At 70.9% G+C, this 15,206-nt stretch carries 12 protein-coding genes; 7 read left to right on the top strand and 5 right to left on the bottom strand.

The genetic code is table 11. The annotated features are described in order from the left end of the window. The first annotated feature begins 62 nt into the window (after window positions 1-62). A complete protein-coding gene (locus tag P3X83_RS19855; protein WP_277306808.1) occupies window positions 63-692 on the top strand; it encodes a CoA pyrophosphatase in 630 nt (209 codons plus the stop codon). 79 nt (window positions 693-771) lie between these two features. Then, on the top strand, window positions 772-1,962 hold the full coding sequence (locus tag P3X83_RS19860; protein ID WP_277306628.1) for a MarP family serine protease: 1,191 nt from the start codon (window positions 772-774) through the stop codon (window positions 1,960-1,962). A gap of 11 nt (window positions 1,963-1,973) precedes the next feature. Here P3X83_RS19860 and P3X83_RS19865 read toward each other — a convergent pair whose 3' ends face one another. From P3X83_RS19865 to acs, 5 genes are all read right to left on the bottom strand, one after another. Next, on the bottom strand, window positions 1,974-2,465 hold the full coding sequence (locus P3X83_RS19865; RefSeq protein ID WP_277306629.1) for a DUF309 domain-containing protein: 492 nt from the start codon (window positions 2,463-2,465) through the stop codon (window positions 1,974-1,976). After that, window positions 2,462-3,385, bottom strand: coding sequence for an alpha/beta hydrolase (locus P3X83_RS19870; protein WP_277306630.1), 924 nt, complete (start codon window positions 3,383-3,385; stop codon window positions 2,462-2,464). Before P3X83_RS19870 ends, P3X83_RS19865 begins: the two co-directional genes overlap by 4 nt. After that, on the bottom strand, window positions 3,375-3,866 hold the full coding sequence (locus P3X83_RS19875) for a phage holin family protein (RefSeq protein ID WP_277306631.1): 492 nt from the start codon (window positions 3,864-3,866) through the stop codon (window positions 3,375-3,377). The genes P3X83_RS19870 and P3X83_RS19875 overlap by 11 nt, the downstream gene beginning before the upstream one ends. 36 nt (window positions 3,867-3,902) lie before the next feature. Next, the gene (gene nhaA / locus P3X83_RS19880; protein WP_277306632.1) at window positions 3,903-5,177 is read right to left on the bottom strand and encodes a Na+/H+ antiporter NhaA; all 1,275 of its coding nucleotides are present in this window, start codon (window positions 5,175-5,177) and stop codon (window positions 3,903-3,905) included. A gap of 146 nt (window positions 5,178-5,323) precedes the next feature. Continuing rightward, entirely contained in the window at window positions 5,324-7,318 is a 1,995-nt protein-coding gene (gene acs, locus P3X83_RS19885; RefSeq protein ID WP_277306633.1) for an acetate--CoA ligase, read from the bottom strand. 544 nt (window positions 7,319-7,862) lie between these two features. Between acs and P3X83_RS19890 the strand changes: the two genes are divergently transcribed. The 5 genes from P3X83_RS19890 to P3X83_RS19910 all read left to right on the top strand — a co-directional run bounded on the left by P3X83_RS19890 (window position 7,863) and on the right by P3X83_RS19910 (window position 14,158). Next, the gene (locus P3X83_RS19890) at window positions 7,863-8,663 is read left to right on the top strand and encodes an oxidoreductase (RefSeq protein ID WP_277306634.1); all 801 of its coding nucleotides are present in this window, start codon (window positions 7,863-7,865) and stop codon (window positions 8,661-8,663) included. 1,021 nt (window positions 8,664-9,684) lie between these two features. Continuing rightward, window positions 9,685-10,761, top strand: coding sequence for a septum site-determining protein Ssd (gene ssd, locus P3X83_RS19895; RefSeq protein ID WP_277306635.1), 1,077 nt, complete (start codon window positions 9,685-9,687; stop codon window positions 10,759-10,761). Beyond that, complete coding sequence (locus P3X83_RS19900; protein ID WP_277306636.1) at window positions 10,758-11,933, top strand: TadA family conjugal transfer-associated ATPase; 1,176 nt, start codon at window positions 10,758-10,760, stop codon at window positions 11,931-11,933. Before ssd ends, P3X83_RS19900 begins: the two co-directional genes overlap by 4 nt. 531 nt (window positions 11,934-12,464) lie before the next feature. Continuing rightward, the gene (locus tag P3X83_RS19905; protein WP_277306637.1) at window positions 12,465-13,064 is read left to right on the top strand and encodes a type II secretion system F family protein; all 600 of its coding nucleotides are present in this window, start codon (window positions 12,465-12,467) and stop codon (window positions 13,062-13,064) included. 491 nt (window positions 13,065-13,555) lie between these two features. Further along, the gene (locus P3X83_RS19910) at window positions 13,556-14,158 is read left to right on the top strand and encodes a type II secretion system F family protein (protein ID WP_277306638.1); all 603 of its coding nucleotides are present in this window, start codon (window positions 13,556-13,558) and stop codon (window positions 14,156-14,158) included. The last annotated feature ends 1,048 nt before the right edge of the window (window positions 14,159-15,206 follow it).

Below are 15,206 nucleotides of genomic sequence, written 5' to 3' on the forward strand. Positions count from 1 at the left end.
TCGGCGAGGGCGACGGGGCCATCGGCGGGGGCGACGGGGAAGGGCCCGAGGCGCCCGGGTGGCTGCACGCGCTGGCCGCCGCCGTCGTGCACCGTCCCGTGCCGCCCGAGTTGCGACCGCCCGTGGGGCGGGGCCGCGAGGCGGCGGTGCTGATGCTGTTCGGCCAGGAGGCCGCGCACGGCCCCGACGTCTTGCTGATCCAGCGCAGCACGCGCGGGCGCAGGCACGCTGGTCAGCCCGCCTTCCCCGGCGGCGGGGTCGATCCCGGCGACGGCGGGCCGATCGGGGCGGCGCTGCGCGAGGCCACCGAGGAGACCGGGCTCGACTCCACCGGGGTCACCGTCCTCGGCACCCTCCCCGAGCTCTACGTCTCGCACAGCGACAACCGCGTCACCCCCGTGCTCGGCTGGTGGCACCGCCCGAGCGCGGTTCATCCCGCCGACCCCGCCGAGGTGGCGGCGGTCGAGCGGGTGCCCATCGCCGAACTGGTCGATCCGGCCAACCGGCTGCGGCTGCGCCACCCGCGCGGCGACTCGGGCCCGGCGTTCCGCGTCAGGGGCCTGCTGGTGTGGGGGTTCACCGCGGGCATCCTCGACGGCGTGCTGTCCGCCTCGGGTCTCGAACGCCCGTGGGACCACGACCGCGTCGAAGACCTCCCGCCCGAAGTGATCATGCTCGCGGCCCGCGGCTGAGGGGTGCCGGCGCGGGTGTGTCGCGCCGGTACGACCGAACCGGTGCACGTACGCGGTCCGCGCTGGATACGGTTGAAGCGTGCGCGGTGATCTCCTCGACCTCATCCTCGTCGGTCTTGTGATTGCCTTCGGCGTCTCGGGATACCGCCAAGGCTTCATCATCGGCGCGCTGAGCTTCGTCGGCTTCGTGGGCGGCGCGTTCCTCGGCGTGGCGATCGCGCCGTCGATCGCCCGCTCGCTGGTGGACGGCGACACCGAGCGGGCGCTGCTCGCCATCGTGATCGTCTTCCTGGCCGCGACGATCGGCCAGTTCGCATCGTCGACGCTGGGCGCGGTGGTGCGAAGTCATGTCACCTGGGAACCGGCCAAGGTCGCCGATGCCGTCGGCGGCACGTTCGCGAGCGCGCTGTCCGTGCTGGTCGTCGTCTGGCTCATCGGCGGCGTGCTGGCCCACGGCCCGTTCCCGCCGCTCAGCCAGCAGGTCAACAACTCGCTGGTGCTGGCCACCGTCGACCAGACCCTCCCCGACGTCGCCAAGCAATGGCGGGTCAAGTTCAAGGAGTTCGTCGACACCTCCGAGTTCCCGCAGGTGTTCGAGGCCATCGGCGGCGGCCAGTTCGTCGACGTGCCGCCGCCCGACGCGGGCATCCTCAAGGGGGCCGCGCTGCGCCGCGCCCGCGAGGGCATCGTGAAGATCCAGGGCACCGCGCCGTCGTGCCGCAAGAGCATCGAGGGCACCGGCTTCGTCTACGCCAACGACCGGATCATGACGAACGCGCACGTCGTGGCCGGGGTAACCGAGCAGCTCCGGGTCACCGACCACACCGGCAGCACCCACGCCGCGCGGGTGGTCCTCTACAACCCCGACCGCGACATCGCCGTCCTCTACGTGCCCGGCCTCGACCTGCCGGTGCTGCGCTTCGACGGCAAGGCGGAGAAGGGCGACGAGGCGATCATCGCGGGATACCCGAGAGGCCGTCCCTTTACGCCGGTGGCGGCGCGCATCCGGGTCAAGCAGCACGCCGAGGGCTACGAGATCTACCACCGCAAGAAGGTCATCAGGGAGGTCTACTCGATCCGCGGCGTCGTCCAGCCGGGAAACTCCGGCGGGCCGCTGCTGACCCCCGAGGGCCGGGTGTTCGGCGTGATCTTCGCGGCGGCCACGGACGAGGATGAGACCGGCTACGTGCTGACCGCCCGCGAGGTCACCCCCGACGCCGAGGACGGCTCCCAGCGGGTCAACCGGGTCGGCACCCAGGGGTGCGACTGACGGCGGGCGGCTCAGCGGCCCGGGTCGAGGAGCGCCCTGACGGCGGCGATGGCCTCCGAGGGGTCGGCCTGGGCGGGGTCGGCCGCCAGGGAGTGCGCCCGCCGTACGATCCCGGTCAGGTCCATCCCGTACGGCGTGCGCTCGCCGCCGCCTCCGCTGTGGCCGTGCACGCGGTCGGCGCCGCGGGTGAGCAGGGTGCCCGCGCCGCGCGTGTTGCCGCGCTGCAGGTGCGTCAGGCCCACGCAGATCTGGGCGAGCCCCTGCCACATCGCGCGCTCGTCGTCGGGCGCGTTCTTCCAGCGGGCCTCCAGGACCTCGTGGGCGTGGAACGGCCGCCCCTCGCCCAGCAGCCGCGCCGCCTCCGTCACCGTTTCCGCGCCGCCGGGCGCGTAGTCGTCCGGGACGCGTTCGACCCCGGCCGCGCCCCGGGGCAAGGGGCGGCCGTACTCGTCGCGCGGACGGGCGTTTCTGGGCCGTCCAGAGGGATCCCTGTCGCGGCTCAACGCCCGGACTCCTGGCCGTCGAGCCAGGAGATCAACTCGGCGTCGAACTCGGCCGGGCGCTCCTCGTGCGGGAAGTGCCCCGCGCCGTCGATCATTCGCCAGAGGTAGGGCCCCGAGACGTGGCGTCCCGAGCCGTGGGCGGTGCGGGGCAGCACGCACGGGTCGAGCGAGCCGTGGAGCTGGAGCGTGGGCGCCTCGACGGGCGCGCGCATGCTCCGCGCGTAGCGCAGGCCGTCCGGGCGGAACTGGGACCGGCCGAGCCAGCGGTGGTATTCGAGCGCGCAGTGCGCGACGCCAGGGATGCCGAACGCCTCTCGGTAGGTCGCGAGGACCTCCTCGCCGGGCTTGCCGTTGGGGCCCGACCAGCGTTCGAGCAGGCGTCCGACGCGGACCGCGCCGCGTGCCGTCAGCCGTCGTTCCGGGATGAAGGGGAGCTGGTACGGCAACCGGGTCACCGTCACGCGAAGCTGCCCGAACGGGTCGGCCACCAGCGACCGGCGCAGCCTGAGCGGGTGCGGGGCCGCCACCGGCACCAGCCGGCGCACGCTCTTCGGGTCGAGCGCCGCCATGGTCCAGGCCAGCAGCCCGCCCCAGTTGTGGCCGACCACGATCGCGCCCGTCTCGCCGAGGGCGCGGATCAGGCCCGCGGCGTCCTGGGCGAGGGTCGGCAGATCGTAGCCGCGCGGCGGCTTGTCGCTCGCGCCGTAGCCGCGCAGGTCGACGGCCACCGCCCGGTATCCGGCCGCGGGCAGGGACACGAGCTGGTGCCGCCAGGTCCACCAGAACTGCGGGAACCCGTGCAGCAGGAGCACGAGCGGGCCCCTACCGGCCTCCACGACGTGGAAGCGGGTGCCCCCGGCGTGGACGCCGCGGTGGGTCCAGGGGCCCTCTACCTGGGCCAGCGACTCGTCAAGGGGCATGACTCACCGACTCACGCCGGGCGCCGATCTCACCGGCCCCATCCGGCGTCTTCGCCGCCCCGAGGCCGTCGAAGTCGCCGTCGAGGTCGCCCGGGCCGCCCTTGAGGCTCTTCAGAGTGCGGGTGGTGCGCCGCATCTTGGTCAGACCCTTCAGCCTGCGCCAGCCGAGTAGGACGAGCAGCGCGGCGGCGAGGATGTAGAAGACGGTCACGATCGTGAAGGCCAGCGCCTGCGACAGACCCGCCGCGACCAGCCAGTACGCGATCGTGAACGAGGCCAGGATGAGCACCAGGTGGCCGATGAAGGCGGCGGCGGCGAACAGGCCGCCTGCGGTGCCCACGCGCTTGGCGTCGAATCTCAGTTCGGCCTTCGCCAGTTCGATCTCCGACCGGATCAGGGTGGAGATCTGGTCGCTCGCCTGGGCTACCAGTTCGCCCAGGGATTCCTCCTGGGACGGCTCCGCGGCCGGATTATGCGGCATGAACGATCTCCTATCGGTAGCCGGACCTGCTGTCAATCATCCTGGCCGGTCATCGGCCTCGGCACGCGCCCCCTCACCGCCGTCCTGATCGACTTCCTCGGCCCTGCCCCGTGAGCGTATGCGCAGGCGGAGCAGCACGGCGGCCAGCACCGACGCCGTGAGGCTGGCGGCCAGGACTCCCGTGGTCACCGCGCCGGAGCGCGCCGGGTCGCCACCGTAGGCCAGATCGCCGATCAGCAGCGAGACGGTGAACCCGATGCCGCCGAGCAGGGATACCGCCGCCATGTCCCTCCAGCTCAGGTCGCTGGACAGCCGTGCCAGCCCGAGGCGCACGGCGAGCCAGGCCCCGCCGAACACTCCGATGAACTTGCCAACGACCAGTCCTGCCATGACGCCTACCACTACCCGGTCAGCGAAGATCGTGCCCAATGCGGAGGAATTCAGTGGAACCCCGGCGGACAGGAACGCGAACACCGGTACGACCAGCCCCGCCGAGATCGGGCGGATGTAGTGGTCGGCCCGCTCGGACGGCGCGCGGTCCTCTCCAGGGGAGGCGGTGCACCGGGTGAGCAGTCCGAGGGCGACCCCGGCCACCGTGGCGTGCACGCCGCTGACCTCCACGAAGTACCAGGCGGCCAGGGCGATCGGCAGGTACGGCCAGGGCCCGCGTACCCGCTTGTGCTGGAGCACGCCGTACAGGGCGATCAGGGCCGCGCCGGCGAGCAGCGCGAGCACGTTCAGCCGCTCGGTGTAGAACACCGCGATGACGGCGATGGCCCCCAGGTCGTCCACGACGGCACAGGTGAGCAGGAACGCGCGCAGCGCCGCCGGCATCGCCGAGGCCGTCACGGCCAGGACGGCGAGCGCGAACGCGATGTCGGTCGCCGTCGGGATCGCCCAGCCCCGGCCCGCGTCCGGCGCTCCCATCGAGACCAGGAGGTAGACGGCGGCGGGCCCGGCCATCCCGGCCACCGCCGCGATGATGGGGAGGGCGGCCTTGCGGAGCACCGCGAGTTCCCCGTGCGTGAACTCTTCCTTCACTTCCAGCCCGGCGACGAAGAAGAAGATCGCCAGCAGGCCGTTCTGCGCCCATTTGTAGAGTTCGAGGTCGAGGTGCAGGGTCGCCGGGCCGATGGTCAGCGAGCGGAACGCGTCGTAGTCCTGGTAGGAGATGTTCGCCCAGATCAGCGCCCCGACGGTGGCCAGCAGCATGATCACGCCGCCGATCGTCTCGGCGCGCAGGGCTTCGGCGATCTGGAGTGCGTAACGGGCGGTGGGACGGATGGGCCACACTTGCGCGGCCTTGCGCATGCTCACTCCGGTGCTCGGGATCGGTCGACTGATCGCCGACCAGACTTCCCGGCACACCGCCTTAAGATTAACGGACTAACCCCACCAAAGCCGACAGGCGCGACCCGGCGTACCAGAATCGCGCCTGCGCTTGGACGTCGCTTGGATCAGTCCTCCGACTTGGCCGAGGGCAGCTTCTCCGAGATCAGGTTCATCACCGAGCTGTCCGTCAGCGTGGTGACGTCGCCCAGCGAGCGGTTCTCCGCCACGTCGCGAAGCAGCCGGCGCATGATCTTGCCGGACCGCGTCTTCGGCAGTTCGGGCACCACCAGGATCTGGCGCGGCTTGGCGATCGGCCCCAGCGTCTTGGCCACGTGCGCGCGCAGCTCGGCTCCGATGTCGTCGCTCTCCTCCGCGCTGCCGCGCAGGATCACGAACGACACGATGGCCTGGCCCGTCACCGGGTCCGTCGCGCCCACGACGGCCGCCTCGGCGACCTTCGGGTGCGACACCAGGGCGCTCTCCACCTCGGTGGTGGAGATGTTGTGACCGGAGACGAGCATCACGTCGTCGACCCGGCCGAGCAGCCAGAGGTCGCCGTCCTCGTCGCGCTTGGCGCCGTCGCCGGGGAAGTACATCCCCTCGAAGCGCGACCAGTAGGTGTCGATGTAACGCTGGTCGTCGCCCCAGATCGTGCGGAGCATCGCGGGCCACGGCTCACGGACGACGAGGAAGCCGCCGCCGCCGTTCGGGACGCTGTTGCCCTGGTCGTCCACCACGTCGGCGGAGATGCCCGGCAGCGGGCGCATGGCCGCGCCCGGCTTCGCCGCCGTGACGCCCGGCAGGGGGCTGATCATGATGGCCCCGGTCTCGGTCTGCCACCAGGTGTCCACGACCGGACAGCGGTTGCCGCCGATGTGCTCGCGGTACCAGACATACGCCTCGGGGTTGATCGGCTCGCCGACGCTGCCCAGCACGCGCAGGCTGGACATGTCGAACTTCGCGGGGATGTCGTCGCCCCACTTCATGAAGGTCCGGATCGCCGTGGGCGCGGTGTAGAGGAGGGTGATCTTGTACTTCTGGACGATCTCCCAGAACCGGCCGCGGTGCGGGGTGTCCGGGGTGCCCTCGTAGATCACGCTCGTCGCGCCGTTGGCGAGCGGGCCGTACACGATGTAGGAGTGGCCCGTCACCCAGCCGATGTCGGCCGTGCACCAGTAGATGTCGGTCTCGGGCTTGAGGTCGAAGACGGCCTGGTGGGTCCAGGCGGTCTGGGTGAGGTAGCCGCCGCCGGTGTGCAGGATGCCCTTCGGCTTGCCCGTGGTGCCGCTGGTGTAGAGGATGTACAGCGGGTCCTCGGCGTCGTGCGCCTCCGGCGTGTGCTGGTCGCTCTGCCGGTCGACGAGGTCGTGCCACCAGACGTCGCGGTCGGTGGCGCCCACCTCCTGCCCGGTGCGGCGTACGACGAGCACGTGCTCCACCTGGGGGCACTCCGCCACGGCCTCGTCCACCGTGGGCTTGAGCGCCGAGGGCGCGTTACGGCGGTAGCCGCCGTCGGCGGTGATGACGACCTTGGCGTCGGCGTCGTCGATGCGGTTCTTCAGCGCCGTGGCCGAGAAGCCGCCGAAGACGACCGAGTGGACCGCCCCGATGCGGGCGCAGGCCAGCATCGAGATCGGCAGCTCGGGGATCATCGGAAGGTAGATGGCGACCCGGTCGCCCTTGCGGACGCCCAGTTCGAGCAGCGCGTTGGCGGCCTTGCTCACCTCGCGCTGCAGGTCGGAGTAAGTGATCGTACGGCTGTCGCCCTCGGGCTCACCCTCCCAGTGGTAGGCGACCTTGCCGCCGTTGCCCGCCTCCACGTGCCGATCCACGCAGTTGTAGGCCACGTTGAGGCGCCCGCCGACGAACCACTTGGCGAAGGGCGGGTTCCACTCAAGGGTGGTGTCCCAGCGATCGGCCCAGCTCAGGCGTTCCGCGGCCCGTTCCCAGAAGGCCAGCCGGTCACGCTGCGCCTCGTCATATGCGCTCGCGGTCACGTTCGCCGCCGCGGCGAGGTCGGCCGGAGGTTCGAAGCGTCTCGTCTCCTGCAGCAGGTTCGACAGAGTCTCCTGTGTCTGGTTGCCGCCGCCAGGGCCGTGACCAGGGGTTTCCGGGGCCACTACATACTCCTTCACAGGGCCTGATTCGGTTGCTTGCGGACCCCCACTTCACCAGTCCACGGGCGCCTGCCACAAGAGGTCTAGACAGGTCTGTACCGTGGGCCGACAGTCTTCTGGGGGTTCTGACAAACCACCTGTAACCGTTGTAATAACGGAATCTTATGAATGTCTGGCTTGTTATCGATTGCCGGGGCCGTCATCGCGCGCTGGACGGTCCGAACCCTTCGCTGAACGGTCTGCGGTGCGCCGGGCGGTCCGAGTCGCCACAACCAGAAAGCCCCCAGGTCAGCCAACCCCAATCCCGCGCGCCCTCATCACCTCTACCCACCACCCTCCGCACAACCCCGCCAGGCTAACCACCCTCCCTCCTCGGCCCAAGTAGGCCCCCCTCCGAAACCCCGCCCTCGCACTCCGCCGCCTCAGTGGGCCTCGCCGCGCCCGGGCGTCCTTCACTGACGGAGACCCGCAGACGGCGCCCGACGTGGGGCGTTGTTCCCGGCCCGCCTTCGGGTGAGGGCCCGGTGGCTCTGTAGGGTCAGGCGGTGTGAGTGACCCATTGGCTGTGATCGCCCAGTTGCCCGGTGTGCCCGAGGCGGTCGAGGAGGCCAGGGAGGCGGTGGACCGGCTCTACCGGCACCGTGTGCTGCGGCGGCGGAGTCCGGAGGTGTCGGCGGAGTCGGCGTTGCGCGGTGCGCGGGCCTCGGCCGCGCTGGAGGGCGTTGATGTGCCGCTGGGCTCCCTGCGCTCAGGCGAGGTAGAGGACCCGCTGGTCCAGGGCGCGCTGCGGGTGTCCGCCGAGCTGGGACGGCTGGGCGCCACCTGGCGCACGGCCCCGCGCCAGGTACTGGCCCGCCTGCACACCCTTGCGGCCACCGGAACGGCGGACCCTACCCACCTCGGCCGCCCACGGGTCGGCCCCTCCGCGGACCTGGAGCCCGTCACGGTCGAGGATCCGCTTGAGCTGGGCGAAGCGCCCGGCCCGGAGGAGACCGCCGTCAGGATGGACGCGCTCGCCACCCTGATCACGAGCGGCACCAAGGCCCCGGCGGTGGTGACGGCCGCGGTCGTGCACGCCGAGATCGTGGCCCTGCGCCCGTTCGGCGTCGCCGACGGTCTGGTGGCGCGGGCGGCGGAACGGCTGACGCTGACGGAGTTCGGGCTCGATCCGAAGTCGCTGGCCGCGGTGGAGGTCGGACATGCCGAGACGTCATATGGTGAGAGCGTCCGGGCCTATCTGACCGGCAGCCGTGAAGGCGTGGGCCTTTGGTTACGGCACTGTGCCTCGGCGGTGACACTTGGCGTGCGAGAAGCCGTCGCGGTGTGCGAAGCGATGCAGCGCGGCTGACGCTGAGTGAGCGACCAGTCGGAGAAGCCCCAGCGTAGGGGCAGGAGGGTTCGGGCCGCCGTCAGGCGATCGGGCGCACCGGAAGGCCGTAAACACAGCGGACGGCGTCCCTGGGCTGGGACGCCGTCGCCTGCACGTCGCACCGGGTTACCAAGCGTGCACCTCATATCCGTCGGACCGGGTCAAGCCCGTCTCGACGCGCCTCCCGCGGCTGGTCGCGCGTGGGTGCCCGGCGGCCGTGCCCGGACATTCCGTCCGTGACACCTTTCTACGTCGGATTGGGCCTGTTGGGAACCCCCCACCGCAAGACCTTTACCGTCCACCTTCATCAAATTGTGACGCAATCGGATGAACCTCGCGTAAGCCCCTATAGGTGTCTTTCCAGGGGTATCTGGCCTGTTCGCGAGATGTTCGAGGGTGGCGTTTCGCTCACAGAGGGTGATCGGTATAGGACCGAATACGGATGTCCGGATTCGGTAACACGTAGTAGTCGAACCGTTACCACGAAAAAACTTGGCGGAAACTACAGATTGCTCCTCGACGAAACTCAAGTCGATCGGGCAGCATACGTTGGTATCTCCCTAAACTGGAGTGACTGTGCACGGGGCAGCTTTGCAAGTCCCTTGCCATGCTCTGGTCAAGTGTTGAAAGCTTTCTTCTGAAACGGGACCGGCTCTACCCCCCCGGAGCCGGACCGGTTGGCGACCCCCGCTCTCCCCCCCGGCGGGGGTCGCCCCCTTTCGCCTCCCGAAGTGAGGCGCTTCCAGCGCTTATCCCTCTACATCACCTATGCCGGTAGATGATGGACGAGACTGCGTAAGCCGCCTGTTAATCCTGCGCTCCGCCGTCTCGGCGAAGGCCTCCAGAGGCGCGCCGACCTCACCGCCATGCCCCTCGGCCGCCCGTTGTCCACAGGCGCCGGCGCTGGTGGAGGCCGGGTTATCCACAGAACCGCGTTCGGTCGCGGAGCGGCTTGCGCCGCTCACTCAAAGTGGGGACTCCGAACTCGAAGGAGGCCCCCGTGATCCGCCCGCTGGTCATCACCGAAGACCACGATCTGCTCGACGACCTGCTTCGCATCTCGGCCGCGGCGGGCACGGAACTCGACGTGGCCCACTCGCCCGCCCTCGCCCGGCCGTACTGGAGCCGGGCGCCCGTGGTGATCGTGGGGGCCGACGCGGCCGACGCCGTGGCCTCCTGCGGGGCGCCCCCGCGCGCCCGCGTGCTGCTGGTCACCCGCGAAGACGCCGACTCCGACACCTACCGCCGATGCGTGGCCATCGGGGCGCAGGCCGTCCTCGAACTCCCCGCCGCCGAGCGCCGCCTGGTCGACGAGTTCGCCGACACCACCGAGCCGAGCGCCCACGCCGGGCTGGTCGTCTGCGTCGTGGGCGGCAGCGGCGGGGTCGGGGCCAGCGCCTTCTCGGCCGCGCTCGCCCGCGTGGCCGCCCGGCGGCGGCTTCGCACCCTCCTGCTCGACGCCGACCCGCTCGGCGGCGGCCTCGACGTCATGGTCGCCGGAGAGGAGACGACGGGTGCCCGCTGGTCGGAGCTGGTGGCCCGCGAGGGCAGGGTCAATCCCGGCGCGCTGCAGGCCGTCCTGCCCGCGTTCGGCGAGCTGTTCGTGCTGGCCTTCGACCGGGGCCTGGCCGAGGCCGTTCCGCCCGAGGCCATGCGATCCGTGCTGGAGTCGGCGAAGCGCGGCTTCGACCTCGTGGTGGTCGATCTGCCCCGCCAACTCGACGAGGCGGCGGCCGAAGCCCTGGTCCGCGCCACCACCACCGTGATCGTGGTCCGTCCCGACGTGCGCGGCACGCTGTCGGCCGACCAGGTGCTCCGCACCCTGCGGCCGCACGCGGGCGAGGTCCGTGCCCTGCTGCGACACGGCCTTGTCGAGGAGCGGGTGGTCCTCTCCTCGCTGCGCGTGCCGTGCGCGGGGGTCCTCCCCGACGAGCCGCGGTTCGGCCGCCTGGTCAACGACGGCCACGGCCCTCCGGTGGCCCCCAAGTCCCCGCTGGGGCGCTTCTGCGGTGCCTTCCTCGAATCGTTCCTCGCCGAGCACGGCACCGACCAGAGCGCCGAACGGGGGCGGTCATGACCCGCGCCGAGTCCGTCTCACCCGAACTGGTGGAAGCGGTGCGCGTCCGCCTGGCCCGCGCGGGGGTCGAGCCGAGCGCCGCTCACGTGGCCGTCGCGCTCAGGGCCGAGAACGCCGTGCTGGGCGACGCCGAGGTCCTGTCCGTCGCGCGGGCGCTCTGCGCCGACCTCATCGGCGCGGGGCCGCTGGAGCCGCTGCTCGCCCAGCCCGACGTCACCGACGTGCTGGTGAACGGCCCGCACGCGGTCTGGATCGACGACGGCTGCGGCCTGCGCCGCACCTCGGTGACCTTTCCCGACGACGAGGCCGTGCGCCGGTTGGCGCAGCGGCTCGCGGCCACGGCGGGCCGCCGCCTCGACGACGCCTCGCCGTTCGTCGACGCACGGCTGGCCGGCGGCGTGCGGCTGCACGCGATCCTGCCGCCCCTGGTGCCGGGCGGCGCCTGCCTGTCGCTCCGCCTGCCTCCCCGGCGTGCCTTCACCCTTTCCGACCTCGTCTCGGCGGGCACCATCCCGGCCTCGGCGATCGTGGTGCTGACCGGCCTCATCACCGCCCGGCTCGCATTCCTGGTCACCGGCGGCACGGGCACCGGCAAGACCACCCTGCTCAGCGCCCTGCTGTCCCTCGCCGACCCAGGCGAACGGCTCCTCCTGGTCGAAGACTCGGCCGAACTGCGTCCTGCTCACCCTCATGTGGTCAGGCTTGAATCACGCCCGGCCAACGTCGAGGGCGTGGGCGGAGTATCGCTGCGCGATCTCGTCCGCCAGGCACTGCGCATGCGGCCGGACCGGCTCGTCGTCGGCGAGGTCAGGGGCCAGGAGGTGACCGACCTGCTGCAGGCCCTCAACACGGGCCACGAGGGCGGCTGCGGCACCCTGCACGCCAACGCCGCGGCCGACGTCATCCCCCGCCTGGAAGCCCTCGCCTGCGCGGCGGGCCTGAGCCGCGAGGCCGTCCACAGCCAGGTCGCGGCCGCCCTCGACGTCGTCATCCACCTCGTCCGCGACCACGGCACCGGCCGCCGCCGAATCGCCGAGATCAGCCTCCTCCACCGCACCCCCTCCGGCCTGGTCACCGTAGCCCCTGCTATCACCTTCCCCCTCAACGAACCCCCCACCCCCGGCCCCGCCCTACCCACACTCGCCACCCACCTCCCAGGAATCTCCCCGTGACGGCGTCCCCTCCATGCCCGGTGGTCCGGCGACGCCCCCAGGTTTGGACGGCTGAGCCGTGCGATCCGCCATGTGGCCAGGCCCTCCGCACCGCCCACCCTGCGGGGGTGTACTTGTGACGGCCTCGCCTTCGTGGTCGGTGGTCCTTGGCGACATCTTCCGGTTCAAGGGGCCGACCTGCGTGTGTTCCGATCTGGCCTCGGTCATCCCCGCCGTTTGGTGTGATGGCGATCGCCTGCCCAGGGGGCTTCCGTGATGGTTCTGACCGTTGCGTGTCTTGTCGCTCTGGCGGTGTGGGTCTGGACGATGCCCAAGGTCGGTACGACCAGATTGCTTCGCCTGATGGCGGAGCCGTCTCGTGCCGGGCAGGCTTCACCGCCGGCGTCGAGGGCCGGTGTCGAGGCTGGTTCCAGGCTCCTACCGCAGAGTCGTCCCATTGCCTCCGAACCCCTCTTCGATGCTCACAAGGCCGTCGGGCGACTCGCCGGAGTGGTGGGGGAGGCGCTTCCGCCGTGGCTGTGGGCGCTTGTTGTGCGACTGCCGTTCGTCGCGCGGTTGGTGCCTGGAGCCGGGCAGGGCAAGCGCGCCGAGCTCTGGCGTACGGCCTGCCTCGAACTCTGCCAGGGGCTCGGTGCCGAGCTGGCCGCAGGGCGCACGCCGTCCGAGGCGCTGTCCCGGGTGGCCGCCTGGGTCAGATTTCCGGAGGCGTCGGCCGGGCAGGCGCTGGAAGCCGCGGCCCGAGACGGCGGTGACGTGCCGGGGGTCCTCGCCGCGATCGCCCCCGAAGACGGCGGTGAGGGCTTACGAGGGCTCGCCGCCTGCTGGCGGGTGAGCACCGGCGTCGGCGCGAGTCTGTCCACGCTCGTGGATCGCGTGGAAACCGGCCTCAGAGCCGCCCAGACGCATCGTCAAGACACGTCGGCCCAACTCGCGGGCCCACGGGCCACCGCGCGTCTTCTGGCCGCCCTGCCGCTTCTGGGGCTTCTCATGGCCACCGGCTTGGGGATGAACCCGCTCGCCTTCCTCTTCGGCGACCCGATCGGGCTAGCGACCCTGGCCGCCGGTCTGTCCCTGAACGCCTGCGGCCTCTGGTGGACCGGCAGGCTGGTCGCCCGCGCGGAGCGGGCCTAGGAAGCGAGGCACCTTTGACGATCGTGATCGCTACCGCGTCGATCTGGGCGGCGGCCTGGCTCTGGCTCGGGTTCTCCCCGGCGGACCACCGTTTGAAGGCCATTCGCGAGGCCGACCGCCTCCGCCGGAGCGTCGGCCCCGCCAACGGCACAGGTCGTCCTGGGCCTGCCGTCCACGATCAGGCATGGGCTCGTGCCGCCTTGGACCGTGGGCAGGAGCTTTGGCCATCCCACCGCACAGACCATCAGCGGTTCCTCGTCGACGCCGGGCCCTCGTCACACTCCATCGGGAACCGCCTTCGGGCACGTGGCAGGTTGTCGGGCGTCTCCCCGCCACGACCCGGCCATCAGGCGCTGTTCGTCTCTCCCCGGGCGGAGCCTTCCCCGCGCCCCGGCACCGTCAGATCAGCCGCTCCAGCGGACCAGGCTTCCGCTGGGGGCTACCGGCCGATGACGCCCGGCAGAGGGTTGCGTGTCGGCCGTCTGGGACGGGTGGGCATCCGGGATCTGACGTTCGCGGCTGGTTCGGCGCTGCTCGGCGTCATGATCTTCGGCGTCGGTGTCACAGGCGTCTTCGCCGGCGTCCTCATTTTCGGCGGTGCTCTCATCACGCTCCGCCTACGTCCGCCCCAGGAGTCCCGCCGCGACACGGCTCGGATCCTCGCCGATCTTCCGCTCGCCGCCGATCTCACGGCCGCCTGCCTTCGGGCGGGCCGTCCGTTGACGAGCGCGTTGGAGGCCACGGCGGTCGCGATCGGAGGCCCGCTCGGCGACCGTCTCGCCTGGGTGACCGGCCAGCTTCGCCTCGGGGCCGCGCCGGAGGAGGCATGGTCCTCGCTGCTCTATGAGAGCTGCACGGCACAACTCGCCCGGACCATGGTCCGCGCCTCGACCACCGGCTCCCCGGTCGCCGACGCCTTGACCCGGCTCGCCGACGACGCCTCGGCGACGGCCCGCGCCACCTCTTCCGCCGCCGCCCGGCGAGTCGGCATCCAGGCGGTGGCACCGCTCGGCCTTTGCTTTCTGCCCGCCTTCATCCTTCTCGGAATCGTTCCAGTGATTGCCGTCCTGGCCGCCCGGGTGTTGATCGTGTGACCCGATCCCCATGGAGACGCCATCGCATATTCTTCTAGTGAACAGATAATTCGGATATGGCCGGTCGTCTCAAAGTGAGACACTGCTCTGATGCCAACGTGATTTACCTGCCATTCTTGTAATTCGTCTGAGGTGTGATGGTGTGCCCGGCCGAGGAGGCTCCGTGGCCGCCTCATGCCGATGCGGCGGGGGATTTGGGCGGCTCATTTCACCTGCCGAGATCGCGGCTCACGGGCCGAGGAGATCGAGTCCCGGGCGCGCGCCGCGACCACGAGCAGGTCGCATCCGTTCGGGTCGCCCGCTGAGCGTGGGGCAGACGCTCGTCGTCACACCGCCGTGACGGTGGCCGCCATGGCGAGACGGCACCGGGCGATCCGTGGCGGTGTTGGTGGTGTCTCGCCGACCAGTGTGCATGGGAGCGGTCATGTCGGAGTCCGCGCGGATCGGCTGCTTCTGAGGGCAGGGTCCTCCACCACTGCGATGAGACATGGTCCGGCGCTGACCGGTCCGAACCGGTATCCGAGCGGGTGCGACGTTCCACCAGGACTGCGTGATCGGCGAGGCTGCGGCCAAGTGCCGGGTCTACTGCTGGACACGACATCACTGAGGCCGCCACTGTCAGGCATCGCGCGAAGCGATGAGACCCCCGGGTTGGCCGTCCTCATGTGACACCGACCCAGCGGAAGCGCCGTCGCCGAGATCGCTCGGTCGAGGATCGCGCAGTCGGCTCATTCATGAGTGCCCACTTCCGAGGGTGACGGCAAGGCGTTGCGTTCGGGCAGGTCACGGCACTCATGCAGGCGTTTCCTGGACGCCTCTGGCGGGAGGGCTCAACCGAAGGAGCGCCGCGTGTTCGTCGAATCGGGCGCAAGCTCTGCCTGGATCGTTCGGGCCGGTGGGTCCCGCGCCGCGAGAGACGGCCGGTCTTACTCCTGTGAAGCAGGAGAAGGCTCCTCCGATCCAGACGCCCGATCTCTGTGGAGTCTGCCGATACGACTCCATTCCCCCGATTCGTAGGTGCCACTCTCTTGCGCACGGCGGGTGTCTC

The organism is Spongiactinospora sp. TRM90649 (genome assembly GCF_029382225.1).
Classification (GTDB): Bacteria; Actinomycetota; Actinomycetes; order Streptosporangiales; family Streptosporangiaceae; genus Spongiactinospora.

Coding starts and splice junctions, on each gene's coding strand:
- P3X83_RS19870 (WP_277306630.1), bottom strand. CDS start 3,385: ATGCCCCTTGACGAGTCGCTGGCCCAGGTAGAGGGCCCCTGGACCCAC.
- P3X83_RS19875 (WP_277306631.1), bottom strand. CDS start 3,866: ATGCCGCATAATCCGGCCGCGGAGCCGTCCCAGGAGGAATCCCTGGGC.
- nhaA (WP_277306632.1), bottom strand. CDS start 5,177: ATGCGCAAGGCCGCGCAAGTGTGGCCCATCCGTCCCACCGCCCGTTAC.
- P3X83_RS19900 (WP_277306636.1), top strand. CDS start 10,758: ATGACCCGCGCCGAGTCCGTCTCACCCGAACTGGTGGAAGCGGTGCGC.